Source organism: Flavobacterium sp. FPG59, assembly GCF_002150205.1.
Lineage (GTDB): Bacteria > Bacteroidota > Bacteroidia > Flavobacteriales > Flavobacteriaceae > Flavobacterium.
In genome coordinates this window covers 1-22,871 of sequence record NZ_MTCA01000039.1, presented here as the reverse complement: position 1 = coordinate 22,871, position 22,871 = coordinate 1, and the positions used below count along the sequence as shown (strand labels likewise).

Sequence of the window (22,871 nt, the reverse complement as noted above, 5' to 3'; positions counted from 1 at the left end):
CTAAATCAGGACGGCTTGTTGCTAATTCATAATAGATAGTTCCTCCAGTTGGCCCCACTTTACTCTCAAAAGTATATACATTTTTAGCTTTTAAGGCGTCAAATTGATTGTAATGCGGGTTGCTGTTTTCAAACTCTTTGTTACTGTTAAAAGAGCCTGTTGCAATCCAGTATTTAGCAGTTCTTGCTTTTTCTAAAATTTTTTCAAAAGGTAGACTTAAACTTCCTGTACCTTTAATGTCGGCCCATAAATAATTTGCTTTTGCATCCATCATGAACTGCGCTACCCAGCTGTTTCCTTTTGCTACATACCATTGTTCTTGGTACATAGAACCATATAAAACTGTTGAGGTTGATTTTTTTTGAGCTACGAGTTGTTGTGCTTCCTTGTAGTTTTTTACTATGGTGTCAAAGATGATTTTGGCTTCTTTTTCTTTTCCAAATAAGGCGCCGTATAATTTCAACCATTCTGCTTTTCCTAGTGGTGTTTGCTCCATCCAGTCGGCTTGAATAAGCACTTTAAGGCCGCTTTTTTGTAAATTATCAAGAGTAGGATTGTTGTTGTTTATGCCAAAGCTTACAATTAAATTTGGCTCTAATTCAATGAGTTGTTCTACGTTTAATTTTTCGTTTTGACCTAAATTTTTAACTAATCCAGCATCAATACGCTTTCTGGTTTTAGCAGATGATATATAATTGGTATGTGGAAAACCCGTAAGTTTTTGTTCTACTTGGAGCATTTCTAGGAACGGAATTATTGTTGTTGAGGTTACAACAATAGATTGTAATGGTACTTGTATTACGGGATGTTTCTTTAAACTATCAGGTACAATGCTATTTTTTTCTTGTAAGATGTAGGTGAATTTTTTTTTGGCTTCGGGCCAAGGATTTGACACCGTAACTTTAGAGAATCCTTCGTATTTATGTATTGACAGTCCTGAGGCGTATTCAATGCTGTTTGCAGCAGTGGTGGAATCAGTTGCAGTGGTATTTTCTTTTTTATTACATCCAATAAAAATTGAAATCATCACAATAAAAAGGGTGCGCTGTATGGAAATTCTCATGGCTTAATTTTTCGCTTGACGCAAAGGTAAATTAAAATTATAAAATTTCTTGTTTATTTTTGGTAGTAAAAAATTGAACAAATACTATATTTACATCATGAATAAGCCAACAAATAAAAGTTGTTCAAATTGTGGAGTGCCTTTTTTATGTCTTGTTGAAAACAGTTGTGTCACTTGCTGGTGTTATGATTTTCCTGTGGTACATGTATCAGATGTTAAAAAAGATTGTATGTGCCCTTCTTGCTTAGAAAGGAGTTTGCAATTTCAAAAAGATAGTAGTACTGAAAAAGCATGAACAAAAATACTCAATAACAAAAAGTTAGATTGAAGTGAAAAGGGTCTGGGATACAGGACTGATTTTCCATTAAAAAGTAGAAAAAAGAATTTTATAAAGAAAGAAACAAAGAATGATATATTTAATAACGGGTGGTGAACGTTCAGGAAAGAGCAGCTATGCTGAAAGTTTAGCCAAAGAACGTTCCAGCAATCCTATATATGTAGCAACTGCTAGAAAATGGGATGCTAATTTTCAAGAACGAATTGATAGGCATCAAAAAGATAGAGACGGACGCTGGATCAATATTGAAAAAGAAAAGTTCTTAAGTGAAATTGATTTTACAGGCAAAGTAGCCGTAATAGACTGTGTCACGCTTTGGTTAACTAATTTTTTTGTGGATACTAAAAATAATATTTCTGAGTGTTTGGAACAAGCAAAAGCTGAAATTGATGCTCTTGCAAAACAACAAAATACTACCATTATTATAGTTACAAATGAAATAGGAATGGGACTGCATGCAGATACTGCTGTAGGTAGAAAATTCACGGAGTTACAAGGATGGATGAACCAGTATATTGCTAAAACGGCTGATACCGTTGTGTTGATGGTATCTGGAATTCCAGTAACAATAAAAACCAGTATATGAATTTTGTAACCTCATGGAGTGGAGGGAAAGACAGTTGTTATGCCATGATGAATGCTGTTCAAGCAGGAAATACGCCCAAAGTAGTTCTCAACATGATGAATGAAAACGGAAAAGTTTCTCGTTCTCACGGTTTGCCGTTGTCTATTTTAGAACAGCAAGCTCAAAAAATGAATCTCCCATTATGCGGAATTCCTGCTACTTGGTGTGATTATGAAAGTAAATTTATACACGTATTAAAGGACTTAAAATCAAAATACGATTTACAAGCTGCCGTATTTGGTGATATTGATTTGCAGGCTCACAAGGACTGGGAAGAAAAGGTTTGTGCTGCTGCTTCTTTACAAGCTATTTTGCCTTTGTGGCAACAAAACCGAATGCAGCTGGTGCGAGATATGATTGCAAACGGTATAATAACCATGATCGTGTCTTGTAATACCCACATGGGAGAAAACTATTTAGGAAAAATACTGTCACTTGACTTAGCCCAGGAATTAATAGGTATTGGAGTTGATCCTTGCGGAGAGAATGGTGAGTTTCATACTCTAGTGCTAAATTGCCCATTATTTGAAAGTCCTATAAATCTCCCAGAGTATACAACGGTAACTTATGATTCGTATTGTTTTGTAGTTTGGCAATAAATGCTAAAGTTTATAGAATTATTTTATAGTTTTTTCTCGAAAATTATTAGAAAAAAATATCCAATTCAAATTTTAAAAAAAAAAATGACTTACCTAGAAGAAATTATACAATCTCGCAGAGATACTCGTCATTTTACCAACGATGAAGTTCCAGACGAAGTTCTTGAAAAAGCCTTGCAGGCGGGTCATTACGCACCATCTGTAGGACTCACTGATGCGACTAAATATTTCTTGATTAAGTCTCCCCAAATCAAGCATGCAATTAAAGAATTGTTTTTAGAATACGATAAAAAAGCTATTAACCTAACCAATGATGAATCCCAAAAAGAAACATACAAAGCCTTAAAACTAGAAGCTATTGAGGAGGCTCCCGTGGGATTAGTAATAGCTTATGACAGATCTGTACTCAATAATTTTACAATAGGTACAGTAGGAAGTAATGAGTCTATAAAGTTTAGTGCCGTGTGTGCAGCTCAAAACATTTGGCTTTCGCTTACAGAGCAAGGATATTCCATGGGCTGGGTGTCGATATTAAACTACCATAAATTTAAAGCCATTCTAGGATTACCAGAACAAATGGAGCCTTTGGGATATTTTTGTGTTGGTAAACCAGCAACAAATTATGAAAATCAGCCCATGCTGCAACTACTCAATTGGAAACAGAAATCAAAAACTCCTTTGGTTGAAGAAATTTCAGTTTTACATCATTTTAAATCTGAAACTAAGTCATGGCAATCCACAAATTTTGAAAATGAAAAGCTAGCCAAACAACTTCAAGAAAAAATAGATTCTAAGACTAAGCCTACCGGTTCATTGGGTATCTTAGAAAAACTGGCTTTGCAAATAGGGACTGTTTTTCAATCTCTTGAACCCCAAATACGAAACCCCAATATAGTAGTTTTTGCTGCTGATCATGGAATAGCAAATCATGGAGTTAGCGCGTATCCTCAAGATGTTACTAGACAAATGGTGACTAATTTTTTAGCGGGTGGAGCAGCAATTAATGTGTTTTGCAAGCAGCACAACATTGAACTGTCTATTGTAGATGCTGGTGTAAATTATGATTTTCCTACTAACACAAAACTGATTTCAAACAAAATAGCAATGGGGACTCAGTCTTTTTTACAAGGACCCGCAATGAGTGCTACTGAACTAGAACTATGTTTTAAAAATGGGAGTGATGCTGTGGATGCAATTGCAAAAAAAGGCTCAAATTGTATTGGTTTTGGCGAAATGGGAATTGGGAACACCGCTACAGCTTCACTTTTGATGAGTGTTTTGATGAATCTGCCGGTTTCTGAATGTGTGGGTAAAGGCACAGGGATAAATGATACCCAACTGCAACATAAAATTGCAATTCTGGAAAAATGCAGCGAAAATTATAATGGTCCACAAGATGTAGATAGTTTGCTTGCTTATTTTGGAGGATTCGAAATCATGCAAATAGCAGGCGGAATGCTACAAGCAAAAATAGAAAACATGCTCATTCTTGTAGATGGATTCATAAGTTCAGTAGCTTTTTTAGTGGCTTACACGAAAAACAAATTGGTTTTAGAAAATGTTATTTTTTGCCACTCCTCAGCAGAGCAAGCACACCAAAAAATCCTTGATTTTTTAAATGTTCGTTCAGTCTTGCAACTTGATTTACGTTTGGGAGAGGGTACGGGTTGTGCTCTGGCTTTTCCCATTTTGGAATCGGCAGTTGCTTTTTTAAATGACATGGCCAGTTTTGAATCGGCTCAGGTAAACTCCAAAAACTCAAATTAACATTATAAATTTGGCTTAGCCAAAGCATAAAAATGAAAAAAGAAGTTCATATATTTTTTACAGCATTGATGTTTTATACCCGTATTCCGTGTCCTAAAAATATCGATCATAACCCGGATTATTTAAACAAAGCATCCCGATATTTTCCTTTAATTGGTTGGATTGTGGGTGCTGTGGCCTTTGGAGTCTATGCTGCGGCCTCTTGGTTATGGAATGCTGAGATTGGTATTGTCCTTTCAATGATTGCAAGTATATTGGTTACAGGTGCTTTTCATGAAGATGGTTTTGCAGATGTGTGCGACGGATTTGGCGGTGGTTGGACCAAAACTAAGATTTTGACCATTATGAAAGATAGTGCTATCGGTGCTTATGGCGCTATTGGTTTGGTGTTGCTTTTTTTGCTAAAGTTTATGAGCCTAGTAACTTTAGTCAAAAGTGAATCGCTATTCACGAATCACCAGTCAGTTTTCACTTTTTTATTAGTTTTTATAACAGGACATGCTCTTAGTAGATTTGCTGCAATATCGATCGTTTTCACACATGAATACTCCCGTGAGGATGCTTCTAGTAAAAGCAAGCCCATTGCTCAAAGTTTCTCAAGTAAGGAGGTTATAGGAGCAGCATTTTTTGGTTTACTTCCACTGGTTGTTATATCTTTTTATCAAATAGCATTTCTCTTAGTTCTAGTACCAATATTTCTTACTCGATTTTTTCTAGCCCGTTATTTTCAGAAATGGATTGATGGCTACACAGGAGATTGTTTGGGTGCCACACAACAAGTTTGCGAAGTTATTTTTTATCTATCAATAAGTGCATTATGGAAATTTATTTAGTTAGACATACCGAGACCGTTTGCGAAAAAGGAATTTGCTACGGCCAATCTGATGTTGAAATTGCAACGCCTTATGAAGCTGTTTTTGATGCTATTTTAAAGCAATTGCCGCAGGATGCGCTACTTTTTTCAAGTCCTTTACAGCGTTGTACCATTCTGGCAAAGCACATTCAAAATAATTTCGCTATTGCAAATGTGACGCTGGATGAACGATTGATGGAAATGAATTTTGGCGATTGGGAGTTGAAAAATTGGGATAGCATTCCACCCGAAGTTTTCACCCCATGGATGACTGATTTTGTCAATGTTTCTGTACCAAACGGCGAGTCGTTTTTAAACCTCCACAACAGAGTATTGGATTTCATGGAAAATGCACTGGATTCCGCTACCACAAAACCCGTTATAATTGTAGCACATGGAGGGATTATTAGGAGCTTTTTGTGTGCAGTTTCTGACTTGCCCTTACAAGATGCTTTTCAGAATAAAGTAGATTTTGGTGCTGTTGTACGTCTTACTTTATAAAATTATCATTTTTTTTGGTGATTTTCTCATTATAATTTTATCTTTGCAATCGAAATTTGGTTGCGTTCAGTACATTCAAGAACGCATTAAAAGGGAATTAGGTTCAAAACCTAAGCTGTGCCCGCAACTGTAAGCTATAAAGCTTGTTGTTATCTACAAAACCACTGCTCGCCTTGGCGAGTGGGAAGGTCAACAACAAGACGCAAGCCAGGAGACCTGCCTTATTTCATAATCAATAGCGGACTTTCGGGAATAAAGGTTCAGGAAATTATGACACATTTTAAAGTATTCTTCTTATTTTGCTTTTTTGCAAGCCAGGTTATTTTGGGTCAAAACGACTCCATCACGCGTTTACGTGAGGTTATCGTTTCTGATGTTAAACTGCGCAAATTCTCCAGTACTCAAACTATAATTAGTTTGAATGACTCTATTTTGTCAAAAAACACTGGACTACTCACAAATTCACTCAACTATAATACGGTTTTGTATTTTAAAGAATACGGTCGTGGGATGTTGTCTACAGTTGCTTTTAGGGGTACAACTTCCTCACAAACTGCAGTGATTTGGAATGGGATAAATATTAATTCTCAAATGAACGGCAGTACTGATTTTAATACTTTAACGAGTAATGATTATAATTCTGTACAAGTAAAAGGAGGAGGCGGAAGTGTTATTTATGGCAGTGGTGCTATTGGTGGAACGCTACATTTAGGTACTAATTTAAGTTTTACAGATGTAATTTCTAATGAAATAAGATACGACTACGGTAGCTTTAACACTCAAAACCTATTGTATAAAGGCATTTTTTCAAATAATAAATGGTCAACACAGTTTGGTTTTTCTAGAAATAGTTCGGCTAATAATTATAAGTTTCAAGATAGTTACGATTGGAGGGGAAACCAAAGATTTAATGAAAATGGAGATTATGAAGTAAACACACTAAATGCTACAGTTGGTTATAAATTCAATGAAAAACAGTATTTAAAACTGTATAGTCAATCCTCAAATACCGACCGAAATATTTCCTTGTTATCATCATCTGAGTCACGTACAAAATACAAAAATGATTTTAGTAGAAATTTATTAGAGTACCAAGCTAGTTTTAATAAATGGACTACTTATTTAAGAACGGCATATATAACAGAAGGCTATCAATATTTTGAAGACAATACAAAGCCTGATTATAGTTTTGGCAATACAAATACATGGATTGTTAAAGCCGATGTCAACCACCAATTTAATAGCAAACTTTTAATAAATGCGCTGTTAGAGTATAATTTAACTAAAGGTGAAGGATCAGGATTTGGTAATCATGAGCGTGAAATTAGCAGTTTTGCTGTTTTGGCAAAATACGAAGCCACTAAAAATTGGCAAAATGAGTTTGGCATTCGTAAAGAAATTACAAACAATTACCAATCACCAGTATTGTTCTCTCTGGGGAGTAGTTGGCACGGTATTTCTTGGTATCAAATCAAGGCTAATGTTTCTCATAATTTTAGAATTCCAACCTATAATGATTTGTACTGGGAAAGTGGTGGCAATCCTAATTTAAAACCAGAAAGTGCTTATCAAGGCGAACTCGCAAATATTTTTAAATATCATAATGTATCGCTTACACAAACGGTTTACTTTAATAAAATAAAAGATTTATTGCGATGGGTACCTGGAAATAACGGAGTATGGGCACCTCAAAATACAGATCGAGTAAAAGCATATGGTGTTGAGGTTTTACTAAATTGGAATAAAAATATTGGACAAAGTCATTGGCAATTGAATAGTACTTACGCCTACACCATATCACAAAACGAGGAAACACAAAAACAACTTTTTTTTGTGCCTTTCCATAAAGCTACTACCTCATTAGCATATTCTTATAAAAAATGGAATGTCAATTACCAAGTACTTTATAATGGTTTTGTATACACCCAAGCAGATAATAATCCTGCAGCTGTGATTCCAGCTTATACAGTAAGCAATACTAGCGTTGATTATGATTTACCAATTTTAAACAATATTAAAATTGGTGCTCAAGTTCTTAATATTTGGGGTCACAAATACGTGAGTTTGGAACAAAGAATAATGCCAGGGCGTAATTTTAATATGTACATAATTTTTAAATTTTAATATAATGAAGGTAACTAGAATTTTAGTAGTGGTTTTTTCTTTTGCATTTTTAGCATCATGTAGTACTGATGAAAATGAAAACGTTTCAAAAGGTAGTTATGATGATGGTGTTTTTATTTTGAACGAAGGTAATTCCTCTGGTGGTTCGGTATCATTTTTGGGTGATGACATGACTATTTTTAAACAAGATGTTTATGGCGCTGAAAATGCTGGTGATTTCATTGGTAAATATGTACAAAATATTTTCTTTGATGGAGACAAAGCATATATTATTGCTGGTGGATCTAATGTAATAAATGTAGTAAATCGATATTCATTTAAGTTACTTGCAAAAATAGATTCTGGCTTAGCTAATCCAAGGTATGGTGTTGTAAAAAACGGCAAAGCTTATGTTACTAACGCCAATAATTATGGAGGAGCACAAGGTAATACAGATGATTATGTTGCTATAATTGATTTAGCCACCAATAAAGTGGAGTCAAAAATTAATTTGAACGCTACAGCTGATCGCATAGTACTTGATGGCAATAAATTATACATCATTGAGCCTTATAATAATGACAAAGTGTTAGTAGTAAATACTAGTACTAAGGCATTAGAATCTTCAGTTACTGTAGGAGCTAGTGCTAACAGTATGGAGATTACAAACGGTACATTATACGTTTTGGCTTCTCCTTTTTCAGGATCAAGTAAAATTGTAAAAGTTAAACTTTCTGACAAATCAGTATCAGAAGTAGTTTTACCAGCGACTTTAAAAGGAGCTAAAAATTTAGATATTTATGGCTCTAAGGTTTTCTTTACTAAAGGGAGTAGTGTTTTTGCTATGGATATTACAGCAAGTCAGGCAAGTGAAACTGCTTTGTTTACCTATACTTCAACTTCTCAATATGGGGTAATGTATGGTTTTGCAGTAGAGAATGATAAAATTTTCATTGCTGATGGAGGAGATTTCGCATCAAACAGTAAAGCGTATGTGTATTCATTAACGGGCAATTTACAAAAGGAATTGACAGTAGGAGTAGGGCCAAATGGCTTTTACTTTAACAAATAATATATATTTATTGGTTGCAAAGGTTTTTATTAAAATCGAATGCAACTCCTTTGTAAATATGCTATAAGTGATAGCATCTCTTTTACCAGTATTTTACATGTAAGTTAAGTTGGTTCGAAATTAAAAAGAATTCAATTTGCTTCCTCAAAAAAAGAGGTAATGCTACATGCGGAAGAAACTTTAAAATAAGAATGAATTTTTTATTTTAATTGAAAATAATTGTTTGTTAAATTGGAAAAAAAAGCGAGACTCAGCAATGAATGTCTCGCTTTTTTGTTACAATTTGTTTTATTTTAAATCAGCTACAAATGATAGGATTGTAGTAGCAATTTGATCTTGTTGCTTATCATCAGTCAGGTAGGCTCTGTTAGATGAATTTGAAAGGTATCCTAGTTCAATGAGTACTGCAGGTGCCACTGATTTTTTTAAAATAAAAAATGGAGCTTTTTTTATTTCAGATGGCGCTACTGCATCATTTTGTAAAAATTTAGTACGCAATTTATTAGCGATTTCAATTGATTCATCGTTAACTAATGACTCATTAGCCACATAAAACTCCATTCCTGATTTTGATTCATTACGACTTTGGTTTACGTGTAAGGATATAACTAAGTTGGGTTTAATTTGATTGATGAAATCTGCACGGTTGGAGAGGGATACAAATTGATCATCATTTCGAGTAAAATGAATAATTACATTTTCATTTTTATTTAAAAATTTTATTTTCTGAGTTACCTGTTCTACAATTTGCTTTTCAGAACTAGTAATTGATCTGGCACCAAAATCAGAGCCGCCATGCCCAGCATCAATAACTACATGAATTTGTTTGTTGTTCTCTACACTTGGTTTTACAAATGCTAGCGATACAAAAGTAGCGCAAGCTAAAAAGAATGGAATAGCTTTCTTCATTGGTTTTCAGTTTTATAAGTTAATCTATATAAACTTACAAAAACTACTAATTATTGCCTGCTTTTAAATTATTTTACAAAAAAGATTGTTTAGCAATCATTTTGTAAAATATGTAAAAAAATACCACAAATTCAAAGGGTTGGATCTTCAAATTTCTAGCAAAAATTAGGTTTTAAATTTTTTATTCTAATGCTTTTAGCAATCCTTCGGGAGCTTTTTCAATATACATTTGGTTCAATCCGTTTACGGCTTGTGAGCTACTGAAGTCTTCATAATCAGCTCTTTGTTTTTGAGTACTTACGCGACCTGTTCCTGTAATTTTTGCAATTGCAGTTTTCAATAAAGGCTCATTAACATCTCCTAAAACACCCATGGTACTCACATTTTCTTTCTGAGGAAAATCTGGCTGTAAACCATTTTGATAATCTCCAAAACCAACCGAATTAACTATTTTTAATACAATAGGTTGCATGGCATATCTGTGTTTTGGATTTCTATTATCGGGTCCAAAACCTGGAGAATCGTACAGTGTTACTGAACCCACATTTTTCCCAACGGTAACATCACCTATTTGAATTACATTGATATGAGGTTTTAATCCGTTGATTACTAGTTCGCTTGCAGATGCTGAGCTATTACTTGTAAGAATATAAACCTTAGTTAAGTTCAAACTGTTAATAGGTGTATTGCCTATTTTATCTGTGAAAATGTTGATAATAGACTCAGGACTTTCTCTTTCAAAGTAATCATTAATTTCTTTATTCCATTGTTGTTTTGCAAATACCTTACCCGTAAACTGTCCTGTAATCATACTTGCTAAACGTGTTGCTGTTTGCACAGATCCTCCGCCATTGTAACGTAAATCTAGCACCAATTCTGTAATACCTTGTGCTTTTAAGCTACCAAAAGCTTCATTTAATTTGGTATCAAAATTTGCTGTAAAAGCGTTGTACATTAAATACCCTATTTTATGAGATCCTGAAGTGATTACTTTATTCACTAGAATAGGATTTTCGGTTAAGACTGTTTTTGTCAGGGCTATATTTTTGCCATTGGGTACAAATGCACCTCCCGATATATCAGCCATGTTAAGCGTATAATCATTATTAGCCCCAAAAAGTAGAGACTGATAATTACTTACTGTAAGTGGTGTACCATTCACTGCTGTAAAAACATCTCCTCTTTTAATATCTTTAGTTGCTGCATTAGAACCTGGTATAATATAGCGCACAAATCCGAAAATTTCTGATGAGCCAGTTGATTTTCTGCTTAAACCAAACTCAACTCCGTTATTGTTAGTAGTTCCTTGAAATTGTCCTTCTAGCTCTAAATAATCATCAACAATCCAACTGAATCTGTCTTTGTTAGCGTCTACACGTAGAGCTGCAAATAAATTTTCAGGAGAATCAAAATCTTTCAAGAAGTTGTTTAAACTAGCTTGATCAGCAAATCTTGTTTCATCTAAATTAGCAACTTCATCTGTCCATAGGTAGTATTGATTCATGCCTTTCCAAACAAAATCTTGTATTTCAAGTGTAGCTGGAGCTGCTACATCGTCATTGTCTTGACAGCCTTGTAGCACAAAAAGTGTAATGAGTAATAGTAGGGGAATTTTAAAGTAGGTCTTCATAGGTTTGGTTTATATCCTTATTAACGTAAAAATACTAACTTTAGTTTTAATTTAATAATTTATGTTACAAAATAACTTTTCAATCGTCTTGTATCTATAAGTTGTTAGTAAAACGTGTATGAACCAAAGCGAATTTGTAGTCTTGATCTCTCCATTTAAGGACAAAGTCTTTAGGTTAGCCAAGCGATTATTGCTCAGTAAAGAGGAGGCCGAAGATGCAACGCAAGAGGTTCTGACTAAGTTGTGGTCAAAAAATGATTCTTTAAATAAGTACGGTAGCGTTGAGGCATTTGCAATGACCATGACTAAGAATTTTTGTTTGGATCAACTGAAATCAAAACGAGCTAATAATGAATCATTAGTTCATTCTAATTATGTAGATACTGCAGCAAGTCTTGAAAAAAAATTAGAAGATCAAGATAGTCTTAAATGGGTTGATACTTGTTTAGCTCAATTGCCTGAACAGCAACGCATGATTGTTCAATTACGAGATGTAGAGCAATACGAGTTTGAAGAAATTGCAGCATTGTTACAAATGAAAGAAAGCGCAGTACGAGTTTCACTTTCTAGAGCGCGAAAAATAATTAGGGAATACATTATAAAGACACACACCCATGGAAATAAATAAAATTGAGACACTTTTAGAAAAATACTTTGAAGGAGTAACAAGTATTAAAGAAGAGAATGAATTACGTATTTATTTTTCCTCAAGCGATGTTGCACAACATTTAATACAATACCAACTTTTTTTTAAAGGTCTTGATCAGTCAAAAAAAGAGCAGTTTACCCGTATTGTTCCTTTTTATGAACAAAAAAGGCCTGTATTATGGCTTTCCATTGCAGCTTCTATGGTCGTTGCTGTAGGAGTAGGAAGCTATGCTTTTTTGAATACTGAAAATACACCATCACAGTCAGATTTAGGGACCTATGAGGATCCCAAAGTTGCGTTTGAAGCTACACAAAAAGCCTTGTCTTTATTATCGAATAATATTAATGTTGGCATAGAAAGTGTACTATATCTAGAGGAGTATCAAATTGCAAAAAATAAAGTATTTAAAAAACCAGTAAGAAAACAAGGCAGTTAAAAAAACGCTAGCCTTTTTCAGTTCACATTTAATCATTAATTACCATTTATATCATGAAATCAATCAATCAAAAGGCGCCATGGAGCACCACGAACACAAAAGCTTTTAGCACTATTCAAAAGACATTTACAAAAATTGTGGTAACACTGGCGCTTTTTTTGGCCACAAATTCACTGTTTGCACAAACAGCATTTGACAAATTTGACGGTCAAGTAGAAGTCAAGTCTTTCATTGTCAACAAAAAAATGTTTGACTTAATGAGCAAAGTAAAGATGGATGCATCCGATAAAGAAATGCAGCAATACTTAGCTTTAATTAAAAAATTAGACAACTTGAGGGTTTTCACAACCAAAAGTACTCGCGTAGAAGGCGAAATGAAACTAGCAGCTGATAAGTACATTAAAACCGCGGGTTTAGAAGAGTTAATGCGAGTAAATGATAATGGTAGAAACGTAAAAATCCTTGTAAAATCAGGTGCTGGAGATACACAGATACGTGAGTTGTTGATGTTTATTGAAGGAGCAAAAAATGAAGATACTGTTTTAATGTCATTGACTGGGGACTTTGATTTGAATGAAATTTCAGTGTTGACCGAAAAAATGCGTATTCCGGGTGGCGACGATTTGAAAAAAGCAAGTAAAGGTAAAAAGTAAGATGAAACTACGATACGGAATTCCCGCACTACTGGCTTTATTTTTGGTAAGTTGCAACAACGAGCCGTCTTTGCAAAAGTATTTTGTAGAACATTCAGAAGATAAAAATTTTATTGCCTTAGATGTTTCTTCCGAAATATTGAATGTAGACAAGGCTAAGTTATCTGTAGCTCAAACCGAGGCTTTACAATCTTTTGATAAAATGAACATCTTAGCTTTTAACGCTAATGCGACTAATAAAGCCGAATTTGAAGCAGAGCGCGCAAAAGTAAATGCCATTTTAAAAGATAAAAAGTACCAGCAATTGATGAAATTTGGCTCAGGTAAAGAAGGAGCTTCAGTAAGTTTTGTGGGTACTGATGAGCATATTGAAGAGTTTATTTTTTTTGCCAATAAAAATGAAAATGGTTTTGCTGTAGTACGTGTGACAGGTGATGACATGAATCCTGCGGGTGTTATGAACATGATAAGTGTGTTACAACAATCAAATATTGATATGGCTCAATTAAAACCTTTACAACAATTGATGAAATAATTATTGCTACAAAAAAGTAAAGCGTCATGAACTCTTGTTTATGACGCTTTTTTTTGGCTTTTATTTTTTCTTAAGGAACAAAATCAATCCTAAAACACTCACGATTAAAATTGCAAGTGCGGCCAAAACCATTGCTGCATCACGCACATTTTTACCTGCCCAATCTAAAAATAAAAATTTGTGTAGAATAGCAAAAGAATAACCTTCTCTTTTGTCTGCGTTTTCTACTTTTGCGGCTAATCTTGAGGTGGCTGTTTCTATAAAATAAGTAGTATTTTCAGGCGTGTCATAAGCAAGTTTCACCACAGGAAGGCGCTTGTTCACAAAGCCATACTCGCGACTTTCAAATTCGTAAATGGTTTTAGTTTCAATCAATTTAGCGTTTTGTAAAGAAGTTTCAGGTTCATCAGTTTCAGGGATCATTTCGCAGCAAGAGGCCTTTGGCGCACCATCTGTAAAATAATGGGCTAAAAATTCAGCGTATTTCACATCCAGATTAGGCGTGATACGGTTGGTTTGTGCGTTGATATAAATAATTTCTAATGGTTGTTTGTCTTTCTTTGCCCATTTTGATTCAGGTGCGCTGATAGCCGTGTTGCTCTTTGTTACTTGTTTAGGAAGCAATTGGCAGCGGTAGTACAAACTGTCTTGAAATGCAACTATACTGGTATTTTCAAACCGATTCCAATCTAGTTTTAAATCAGTAAGTGCAGTTGTAAGTGCTTCGGTTTTAAAGCTAGGTTCGTATACCATTTGCGATAGCGTGTACGGATCCCATTTGGTAGTGGCGTGATAGGCACCGCTAAAAGCAAAGATTAACGTAAATAATGAAATCCAAATCCCGATTTGTCGGTGGTAACGGCGGATGCCTTTTTTGGGAGCAAGCGCATCGCTTTTTTTGAATTGTTTCCAGAAAAGCCCATAAATCAAGAGTCCACAGATTGCTGAAAAGGAGATGACAGACAAAAGTAAAATCATGATTATAATGCGCAAACTGTTATTAGAAATCGCATCAATAAAGGACCAATTGTGAAAGGTATCGAAGAACCAAATAAAAATTTGACGCGATTTCGGGTTGAAAGTCGCTAGTTTGCTTGAGGCGGTTTCTACGTAAACTTGCATGGCATCGTCACGATCAAAACTCAGTTGGTATACGGGCAAGTAGCGGTTTACGTATTTGTATTGCGTTGTAAATTCAGTGATAATTTTGCTGTTTGAAATGCTGCTGGTGCTGTCTTGTAAAAAGTAACGCGCCAGAACTTCGGCGTATTTTTGATCGCCGTTTTCAAGTTGTTCAGCCGTGGCTGCGTCAAAATAGAGTAGGGCTCCTGATTCGGTTTTTACTTGATAATAGGTTTTATCGTTCAGGTTGACTAGGCGAAAGTTTTTGAACGTTTTGAGCTGGTTTTTTTGTAAGACCTCTTTCAATGTCAATGGCAATTGGCTTGGCTTGATGATGGTTTGAGGTAGCTCTTGATTGGCAATTTCAGGTTTAAAAAAATGCGCCATAAACGGATGCATGATGCCTGAAAGTGTCCAAAAGATAACTGGAATAATGGTAATAATGGCCAAAGTTCGGTGCCATGCGTAGACGTGCTGCTTGATTTTTTTGATCCATTTGGAATCTTTTTTTCGTGTAGATGTCTTTTGATTTTCTTTTTTCATTTTGTGTGTTTTTTAGCCCGGACAGGAGCGATATCCTTTTTTGAGGCCTTTTTTGGCCTCAAAAAAGATAAAGCGGATAGCCGGATAAGCTCCTGATAATTATTTTTTTAACGATAAGTTGTACTGCAATCCCATCATGAAAATTCGAGGTGCGGCGGCGGTAAATGTTGCCTGATCAATTGTGGCATTGCCTCGAGAAACATTAGTAGCATATAATTTATCGGTCAGGTTCATGATATTGGTAAAAAATTCAACTTGCTTGCAGCGGTAGCCTAATCGAGCATTAAAAAGGGTGTAGCCAGCGTAGGAAACAGTGTTGATTTGGTTTTGAAACCAGCTTGATACGTACTGGCACTCTAGCGCTGCACGGAAGTTCGGGAACCATTTTGGGTAATAATTGAGCTCAGAATTAGCAATCCATCGCGGTGCGCTAGGCATGTCAAAGCCGTCGAGTTTTTGAACCGCATCGGTGCTTCGTCTGGAAACGGTAAAGTCGATAAATTCGTGGCGCGCGTAGGTTCCGCCAAGGCGAAATGCGAGCTGTGATGAGGGATTGTATTGTAATCCAAGTTCAATTCCTCTGTGGCTTGTTTTTCCAGCTGATTGAGTATCGGTTGAATTGTCAGGTTGACGAATGCTTAATAATTCATTGCGACCATCAAGTACATACACGGCAAAATCTAGTGTCAATTTGTTTTTTAGCAAACTGCTATAACCACCAATTTCATAGTTTGAAAAATTTGCCGCATCGAGATCCGTGTAAAATTGTACGGGTGTAACTCCAGGTTTTGGACGGAATAAAGTGGTCACCGAAGGTGGAGAGAATCCTTGAGAATAGTTGGCATAAAACCCAACATTAGTAAGCGGATTGTAATTGACACCTGCTTTAAAGGTAAGCTGATCGTAGGTTTTGGCTCCCGAAGTAGCATTGATGTTATTGATGTAATCAATTTTGATGTAGTCGTAGCGCGCCCCTGTGGTTACCGTTACTTTTGAAAGGGGTTGAAAGTTGTATTGCACATAGCCCGAATTGTTGTAAATAGTGGCATTGTAATTCGAAATGCGTAAGTCTGGTCGAACTTCTAAAATTTGGTAATTGTTTACCGTCTTTCCATCCGGATTTCGGTTGGCTTGTAGTTTAATTTGGTGCGAAAAATAATCGTTTGGTGACCTATCGTACGTCGTTCCGGCGATTAGTTTAGAGTTTAAAAACGAAAATCCTTGTGTGTGCTGCGCTACGATTCCGTAACTTTTAAAATCGTTCGAATTGATTTCGCCAGTTGCTTTTGTAGGATCGTTGGTTGCTGATGGCGTAGGATTCCATCGAATGCCGTAACTTGGGTTTTGTCCTAATTTATTGTCTCGGTGGTAAACTGTTACAACGGTTTGACTGTTCTCAGACCATTCTTTTTCAAGTGTTAAACGGCTCCGCAAAGCCTCTGATTTTCGGTAGGTAAAATCGGTTGTGCTTTTGTAGGAGCGGCTTTTAAAGTCTTGTTCGTTGACGCTGCCCGTCATATCCGAGTAATATTGCCCATAAAAAGTACTACTAATTAAGCGAAGACTATTGCTAAAATTGTATTGGAATTTAGCGTTCAAATTGTTTTTGTTGTAATCAGAAAAAGTGAGCCAACTGTTAGTTTGGTCAGTGCTTGCGCCCGCAATAGCAAACGAAAATTTACCGATGGTAGCGCTCCCAAAGGCTTGCAGATTGCGGTAGCCGTATTGATCTGCTTGAATACCTACTTTGAATTCAGGATCGCGGCTTGGTTTTACGGTAATAAAATTTACGGTTCCGCCCACAGCTTCTGGACCGTAAAGCGATGAAGCGGGACCTTTGATCACTTCTAGATTTTGTAAATTGAACGGATTCATTTCAAGCAACGCATTGTGGTTGAAAACGCCGAGTGGTCGAATGGGCAAACCGTCTTCGAGATACAAATAATACGGACTCAAACCCATAGGTTGCCTGATGGACATTCCGTGTTGCTCGTTACCGAGATTTGTCATCATTACGCCAGGCGTTTTATTTACAATTTCGAAAGCAGAAGTCGCTTTAGTTTCTTGAATGAGTTTTGTAGATAGTTTAGAAATTGCCACTGGCACCTCATTTCGCTTGGCCTTGCCGCGGTTGGCAGTAATTACTACTTCGTTTAGGTTTTCTACGGTGCTGCTATCTACTGCAGCAGTTTTTTGTGCATAGGTATATTGTAACGCCAAAAGCATTACAAAAATCAATTTTTTCATTTTTTTTGAAAGGTGTAAATATCTTATTTCAGTGAAAATTTAACCCAGAATCCTCATTTAATTAAGTTACGAAACTGAATTAGCTGATATTGGGTTCAAAATGTTTGCAAAGCTGAAAAGCAAGCAAACAAAGCACGAAAGATCAAGACGCGGTTAATGTCTACGCAATATTGTAAAACGAAATAGGCAACATAAGGTGCTTTTCGTTCTAAAATAGAATGATCTTTTTAAATGAAATAAGCGGGAGGGCGAAAGGTGTAGGCCGAAAATGAAACTGGTTTGCGGTTTACAACGGTTTCGGTTTTTGTTGTAATAACGATAGGTTGTACCAACTCGTATGAAGCACTTAGCAGTTCTTGCACGTACACCACATCAACTTTTTCTTTGAGGGTGTTTTGCATGCTTTTTTCGTTGTCGGTGTAGCGTTTTAAACTTTTTTGCAATTCGCATCGTCCGTTACAACTATTAAAAACCATTTTGCGTTGCACACAAATGGTTTTTGCAATTTCTTCTTGCTGAAGTTTAAAGTTCAAATACGTAAAAGAGCTGCCAAAAGTGGGCAGGAGTAAAATAAAAGAAAGTATGTAGATACTGAACTTTTTCAAAGTGTGTATTTTGACGCTGCAAAAGTAACGCATCAAGACAAATTAACGAAATCACAAACGTTAATATTTTTTTGGTACAACAAGATATCGTTTTCAGAACTTTAACCAGTAATCAAGTCAAGATGTTGTATTAGCAATTTTAAAATAAATAATTAAAATATCACTAAAAGTGGGTATTGTGTAAGCCTTTTAATACACGTAAAATTGTCTCTTAGATAAAACACAAAAATAAATAAATTAAAACCATGAGTACTTTATTCAGTTGTAAACCCGTTCTTAAAAAAAATGAAGGTTTTTACTTTTACTTAGGAGCATTTATTTTATCTGTAAAATGCGTGTTGTTGCTATCCCTTATTGTACTTTATATATTTTAATTGAGAGAGATATTGCAGAGCGTTATTCGGCATAACGAGCTAGAGACTTTTGAATAACACTTTTCATTTGATTCCGGAAATAGTCGGGTCGTATCACCTCAAGACCACTGCCAAAACCAAGAAAAATACGTGCTAATTCATAATTTGGAATCACAAATAAGTGAATAATAATGCTCCCATCTTCATTTTGCTTAATCAACCTTTGTGAATTATGCAAGGGTTTAGTAAGCACATAAGGAGCATTAATAGCGTCAATCCAGAGTTCAAATCGATGGGGACGCAAACCCGTATTTACAGTCACTCCCACCACATTTTTGTAATACAGGTCCGCATTAAAATTCTCCTCTAAATGAGGCATATTAAAATCATAATCAATAGCAATGATTCTATCCAGTGCCAAATTAGTTATGGGCTGGTTTTTCTTTCTTCTTCCTATCAAGAACCATCTGTTGTTAAACTCTTTTAATATAAATCCATGAAAATGAAATACCGTTTCCTCCTGTGATTTGAATGACTTGTACGTAATTACCAAAACTGTTTTTTTAATAATGGCTTGGTAAATTTCCTCTAAAAATGGTAAGCCTTTCAGTTTTTCGTTTTTATCTAAGTAAATCACCGGTTGTGTTTGAGACTTTTCGGCATAGATTTTATCCTCTAAACGTTGCAAAATATCAGACACATCATTAAACAAAGAAAAGTCTTTAAATTGTTTGAGCATTGAAACCGTTTCTGTGAGTACATTAATATCCGTTTCCGTCAGCGGAATATTCGTAATCGTAAATTCCTCGTCTTCGTACGTATAATACTTTTTGTCATACACCACAATGGGGGCATTGTAGCCCAGTTTTTCGCTACGCATCAACTGAATATCCATTTGAACCGTTCTCTTGCTTACCGCATTTTCCCTTCCTTCGTACTCAAACAAAGCGTCAGAACAAGCCGCAATCAAGTCGTCTAGCGTCCAAGTACGGTATTTATTTTGCAAACACTTATCAATCGTTTTATACCTAATAAGCGCATTTTTATTTTGTGACATATTTTCTTTTTTTTGGGCGTGCCCCTCCGTAAAAACTGCGGGTCGGGTCATGCGCTGCAATCTTTTAGAACTTCCGCTACCGCTACAGCCCTAAAAGGATTTTCGCTACTACCCCTCACGCACAATGTTATTAATTGAAGGAATTACTCTTTTTGTTTTCACGCATATTTAAGCAGAAAAATGAGTGAAAATCTGCTGCATCTGCGTGCTAAATTTTTTTCTTTTCCCCCTTAACTTATTGACACTGCTCTTACATAATATCATTAAGTTAAGGAATTGTTCTTTTTGTTTTCACGCAGATTTTTGCAGAAAAATCAGTGAAAATCTGCTGTATCTGCGTGCTATATTTTTTTCTTTTCCCCTTAACTTATTGACACTGCTCTTACATAATATCATGAAGCTAAGGAATTACTCTTTTTGTTTTCACGCAGATTCACGCAGAAAAATGAGTGAAAATCTGCAGCATCTGTGTGCTATGTTTTTTTTCTTTTCCCCTTTAACTTATTGACAATGCCCTCACGCAAAGCAACACTATTTTCAATTTCAGCTTAATAATTCTATTTCGCGTTGTATATTTTCTCTCGCTTGCACTTCGTATTTTGTTCTAAATTCATCGGTTTGAAAAATAAATTCGTTTTCAAGAAAATGCTCCAATGCTTTCTTTCTACCAGGTTGGTATAAAAGATTAGGATAAATTTTATACTCTTTCCTAATTTGATCATAATAAACGGTGTACTCGTTCCAGTCTTTAGCCAGTATTCTCAAATCAAAATCAATCAACCAGTTAATGTCTTCTATGTCGTTTTGTTGATGCAGTTGAGTAGCGCAAATCATCTCAAAAACCAATTGTTTATCGAGTTCGGCATTCTCAGGCAAAATAGACAAAGCAAGTTCAGCACTTTTCAACTCATTGTCTTTTCGGGTCACTTTATAAATAATATCGTGGTAAAAAATGGCGTACAAAACTTCATTAGGAAATTGCAACGCCTCTTTATAGCGTTCAAATAAAACAATCATTTCCTCTAAATGATTTAAATTATGATAATGTCTCCCTTTAGCAGTATAGGCTTTTACTAAATCAAGCCAATTTATCAGGATTGCATTTTCATTAAAACCAATCTGGAGCAGTAAAGCAGTATATTTATTTTGAAGCATTTGCGCGGAGTTTACACCAAACATACACATCTTTTTGCACTACGCAAAATAACTGCGTAGTAGGTTTTGAATATTTGTTGAAGAAATAAAAACAGAATAAAATGGAACAAAAATTACAATTTACAGGAGCTGATATTATTCAATTAGGATTCAGGCAAGGAGCTTGGTTCAAAGAAGCACTTGCATATATCAGTGACAATCAATTAGGAACGGAAGAAATAGAAGCCTATTTGGCACAATTCAAATTGCCTGATCCTATAGAGTTACACGCTCAAGCGATCACTTTTCACCATAATATAAAGGCAGAAAACGAACTAGAAGAAAAAAATGTAACCGATGTGGTGCAAACCATGAAAACCTTGATGCGAACGCCAACTTTAGTCAATGGTGTCATCATGCCGGATGCTTGCCCTACAGGTCCTGACGGAACCATTCCAGTGGGTGGTGTTGCAGTGGCTAAAAATGCAATTCATCCGGGAATGCATAGTGCTGATATTTGTTGCTCAGTGATGCTAACTGATTTTGGAAAAACAAATCCAAAAGAAGTTTTAGATGCCGCGCATGCTATCACTCATTTTGGTGGAGGCGGAAGAAGTCGCGAAACGCAATTCCGTTTTCCTGCTGAAATGTTAGAAGCATTTCAAAGCAATTATTTTTTGAACGATGAAAAAATGATTAGCGCGGCTCGTTCGCATTTAGGAACGCAAGGTGATGGAAACCATTTCTTGTTTGTGGGAATTTCAAAAAACACAGGAAATACCATGATGGTCACGCATCACGGGAGTAGAGGCGTGGGTGCTAATTTGTATCGAAAAGGAATGTATCTTGCCGAAAAGTTTAGAAAAACATTATCGCCAGAAACCTTGCCACAAAATGCATGGATTCCGTTTGATACTAAGGAAGGACAGGTGTACTGGGAAGCGTTGCAAATCATACGTTCGTGGACAAAATTAAACCATGAATGCCTGCACGATGCTACTTTAGAGAAATTGGGAATCGAAAAAGAAAATAGGTACTGGAACGAGCATAATTTTGTTTTCAAAGAGGGGGATCTTTTTTATCATGCCAAAGGCGCCACACCATTAGACCCGAAATTCATGCCTGATAGCACAGGACCGCGTTTGATTCCGTTGAATATGGCTGAATCCGTTTTAATTGTGGAAGGAGCCACAACCGAAACCAATTTAGGATTTGCACCACACGGTGCCGGAAGAAACATAAGTAGAACCCAACACCGAAAAAGCAAGGGAGAAAAAACAATCCAAGAAGTTTTTGAAGAAGAAACCCAAGGCTTGGATATACGATTTTTTTCGAACGAAATTGACATTACTGAGCTGCCATCGGCTTATAAAAATGCAGCATCAGTAAGGAATCAAATGGAGGAGTTTGGTTTAGGAACCGTGATAGATGAAGTACTTCCTTATGGTTGTATCATGGCAGGAAATTGGGAAGTCAACGCCCCATGGAAAAAAAGAAGAAGAAAATAGCAAACCCAAAACGATGGAGGTTCAAAACCTCCCTAAGCAACCCGTAAGACTTAGTAGTTTAAATTGAGAAAACAGTTTGGGTTATTTTAATTACAAAAACAGGTAGTTATACCCTGTTTTTGTAGTTTGTTTTTATTATTTTTGAGAAATACCTTATGGAAAATAAAATACGAGAGAATTAGTTCTAATTGATCTTGAGGATGTGGGGGGGTTGTGGAGTGGAAGGTTTTTAGAAGAATGATTATTAACGATACAAAATTATAAATTATGGAACCAGTTACCATGGCTATTATCACTCCCTTTTTAATTGAACTAGGGAAAAAAGGAATTGAAAAATTTACTGAAAAAGGATTCGAGAATGTTTCTGAAAGCGCAATAAATTGGTTTAAATCTTTATTTTTCAAAGACGATAAACCAAAGAAAGTTTTGTTAGAACTTCAACAAGAGCCTGAAAATAAAGAAAAGCAAAACATAGCAAAAGCAATAATCGAAAACTCAATTGAAGACAATTCAGAATTTGAAGTTTATTTAAAAGAAATTATTGAAAAATTGCCAAAAATTGAAAATACT

General features: G+C 35.6%; 21 protein-coding genes and 1 riboswitch. Of the genes, 13 read left to right on the top strand and 8 right to left on the bottom strand.

The window, feature by feature from the left end; all coding sequences use genetic code 11:
• A partial coding sequence (locus FPG59_RS05935; protein ID WP_086453701.1) for an ABC transporter substrate-binding protein occupies positions 1 to 1,063 on the bottom strand: 1,063 nt, incomplete at its 3' end.
• A gap of 407 nt (positions 1,064 to 1,470) precedes the next feature.
• On the opposite strand from FPG59_RS05935, the gene cobU reads away from it, so the two are divergent.
• The 7 genes from cobU (at position 1,471) to FPG59_RS05900 (ending at position 8,920) form a co-directional block, all read left to right on the top strand.
• Positions 1,471 to 1,986 (top strand): bifunctional adenosylcobinamide kinase/adenosylcobinamide-phosphate guanylyltransferase, encoded by a 516-nt coding sequence (gene cobU / locus FPG59_RS05930; RefSeq protein ID WP_086453700.1) that lies wholly within the window; start codon positions 1,471 to 1,473, stop codon positions 1,984 to 1,986.
• Complete coding sequence (locus FPG59_RS05925; RefSeq protein ID WP_086453699.1) at positions 1,983 to 2,624, top strand: diphthine--ammonia ligase; 642 nt, start codon at positions 1,983 to 1,985, stop codon at positions 2,622 to 2,624. The genes cobU and FPG59_RS05925 overlap by 4 nt, the downstream gene beginning before the upstream one ends.
• Before the next feature lie 84 nt (positions 2,625 to 2,708).
• Entirely contained in the window at positions 2,709 to 4,391 is a 1,683-nt protein-coding gene (cobT, locus tag FPG59_RS05920) for a nicotinate-nucleotide--dimethylbenzimidazole phosphoribosyltransferase (protein WP_086453705.1), read from the top strand.
• 32 nt (positions 4,392 to 4,423) lie between these two features.
• Positions 4,424 to 5,224, top strand: coding sequence for an adenosylcobinamide-GDP ribazoletransferase (locus tag FPG59_RS05915; RefSeq protein WP_086453698.1), 801 nt, complete (start codon positions 4,424 to 4,426; stop codon positions 5,222 to 5,224).
• The gene (cobC, locus tag FPG59_RS05910; protein WP_086453697.1) at positions 5,209 to 5,745 is read left to right on the top strand and encodes an alpha-ribazole phosphatase; all 537 of its coding nucleotides are present in this window, start codon (positions 5,209 to 5,211) and stop codon (positions 5,743 to 5,745) included. Before FPG59_RS05915 ends, cobC begins: the two co-directional genes overlap by 16 nt.
• 40 nt (positions 5,746 to 5,785) lie before the next feature.
• Positions 5,786 to 5,984: riboswitch (cobalamin riboswitch) on the top strand.
• 31 nt (positions 5,985 to 6,015) lie between these two features.
• Positions 6,016 to 7,869: a TonB-dependent siderophore receptor gene (locus tag FPG59_RS05905; RefSeq protein WP_086453696.1), complete on the top strand. Its 1,854-nt coding sequence runs from the start codon at positions 6,016 to 6,018 to the stop codon at positions 7,867 to 7,869.
• Positions 7,870 to 7,873: 4 nt separating this feature from the next.
• Positions 7,874 to 8,920, top strand: a complete 1,047-nt coding sequence (locus FPG59_RS05900; RefSeq protein ID WP_086453695.1) for a YncE family protein — start codon at positions 7,874 to 7,876, stop codon at positions 8,918 to 8,920.
• Between the two features lie 288 nt (positions 8,921 to 9,208).
• Here FPG59_RS05900 and FPG59_RS05895 read toward each other — a convergent pair whose 3' ends face one another.
• Together FPG59_RS05895 and FPG59_RS05890 are read right to left on the bottom strand one after the other, a co-directional pair.
• Positions 9,209 to 9,829: an N-acetylmuramoyl-L-alanine amidase gene (locus FPG59_RS05895; protein WP_086453694.1), complete on the bottom strand. Its 621-nt coding sequence runs from the start codon at positions 9,827 to 9,829 to the stop codon at positions 9,209 to 9,211.
• 181 nt (positions 9,830 to 10,010) lie between these two features.
• Positions 10,011 to 11,459 (bottom strand): S41 family peptidase, encoded by a 1,449-nt coding sequence (locus FPG59_RS05890; protein ID WP_086453693.1) that lies wholly within the window; start codon positions 11,457 to 11,459, stop codon positions 10,011 to 10,013.
• Between the two features lie 118 nt (positions 11,460 to 11,577).
• Between FPG59_RS05890 and FPG59_RS05885 the strand changes: the two genes are divergently transcribed.
• Genes FPG59_RS05885 through FPG59_RS05870 form a run of 4 tightly spaced genes read left to right on the top strand, consistent with a single transcriptional unit; the run spans position 11,578 to position 13,732 of the window.
• Complete coding sequence (locus tag FPG59_RS05885) at positions 11,578 to 12,087, top strand: RNA polymerase sigma factor (RefSeq protein ID WP_086453692.1); 510 nt, start codon at positions 11,578 to 11,580, stop codon at positions 12,085 to 12,087.
• Positions 12,074 to 12,544: a hypothetical protein gene (locus tag FPG59_RS05880; RefSeq protein WP_086453691.1), complete on the top strand. Its 471-nt coding sequence runs from the start codon at positions 12,074 to 12,076 to the stop codon at positions 12,542 to 12,544. Before FPG59_RS05885 ends, FPG59_RS05880 begins: the two co-directional genes overlap by 14 nt.
• Before the next feature lie 53 nt (positions 12,545 to 12,597).
• Positions 12,598 to 13,197, top strand: a complete 600-nt coding sequence (locus FPG59_RS05875; RefSeq protein ID WP_086453690.1) for a DUF4252 domain-containing protein — start codon at positions 12,598 to 12,600, stop codon at positions 13,195 to 13,197.
• Between the two features lies 1 nt (position 13,198).
• Entirely contained in the window at positions 13,199 to 13,732 is a 534-nt protein-coding gene (locus tag FPG59_RS05870; RefSeq protein ID WP_086453689.1) for a DUF4252 domain-containing protein, read from the top strand.
• Between the two features lie 60 nt (positions 13,733 to 13,792).
• Here FPG59_RS05870 and FPG59_RS05865 read toward each other — a convergent pair whose 3' ends face one another.
• The 5 genes from FPG59_RS05865 to FPG59_RS05845 all read right to left on the bottom strand — a co-directional run bounded on the left by FPG59_RS05865 (position 13,793) and on the right by FPG59_RS05845 (position 20,814).
• On the bottom strand, positions 13,793 to 15,397 hold the full coding sequence (locus FPG59_RS05865) for a PepSY-associated TM helix domain-containing protein (protein ID WP_086453688.1): 1,605 nt from the start codon (positions 15,395 to 15,397) through the stop codon (positions 13,793 to 13,795).
• Positions 15,398 to 15,496: 99 nt separating this feature from the next.
• The gene (locus FPG59_RS05860; RefSeq protein WP_086453687.1) at positions 15,497 to 17,644 is read right to left on the bottom strand and encodes a TonB-dependent receptor; all 2,148 of its coding nucleotides are present in this window, start codon (positions 17,642 to 17,644) and stop codon (positions 15,497 to 15,499) included.
• Between the two features lie 227 nt (positions 17,645 to 17,871).
• Complete coding sequence (locus FPG59_RS05855) at positions 17,872 to 18,249, bottom strand: hypothetical protein (RefSeq protein WP_254906654.1); 378 nt, start codon at positions 18,247 to 18,249, stop codon at positions 17,872 to 17,874.
• Positions 18,250 to 18,645: 396 nt separating this feature from the next.
• On the bottom strand, positions 18,646 to 19,659 hold the full coding sequence (locus FPG59_RS05850) for a YafY family protein (RefSeq protein WP_086453703.1): 1,014 nt from the start codon (positions 19,657 to 19,659) through the stop codon (positions 18,646 to 18,648).
• Positions 19,660 to 20,202: 543 nt separating this feature from the next.
• Positions 20,203 to 20,814, bottom strand: a complete 612-nt coding sequence (locus FPG59_RS05845) for a hypothetical protein (protein ID WP_086453702.1) — start codon at positions 20,812 to 20,814, stop codon at positions 20,203 to 20,205.
• A 101-nt stretch (positions 20,815 to 20,915) separates the two neighbouring features.
• Here FPG59_RS05845 and FPG59_RS05840 point away from each other — a divergent pair, with 101 nt between their 5' ends.
• Both FPG59_RS05840 and FPG59_RS05835 read left to right on the top strand, forming a co-directional pair.
• The gene (locus tag FPG59_RS05840; protein ID WP_086453686.1) at positions 20,916 to 22,301 is read left to right on the top strand and encodes an RtcB family protein; all 1,386 of its coding nucleotides are present in this window, start codon (positions 20,916 to 20,918) and stop codon (positions 22,299 to 22,301) included.
• Positions 22,302 to 22,568: 267 nt separating this feature from the next.
• The coding region (locus FPG59_RS05835) for a hypothetical protein (protein ID WP_140344596.1) at positions 22,569 to 22,871 on the top strand (303 nt) is incomplete at its 3' end.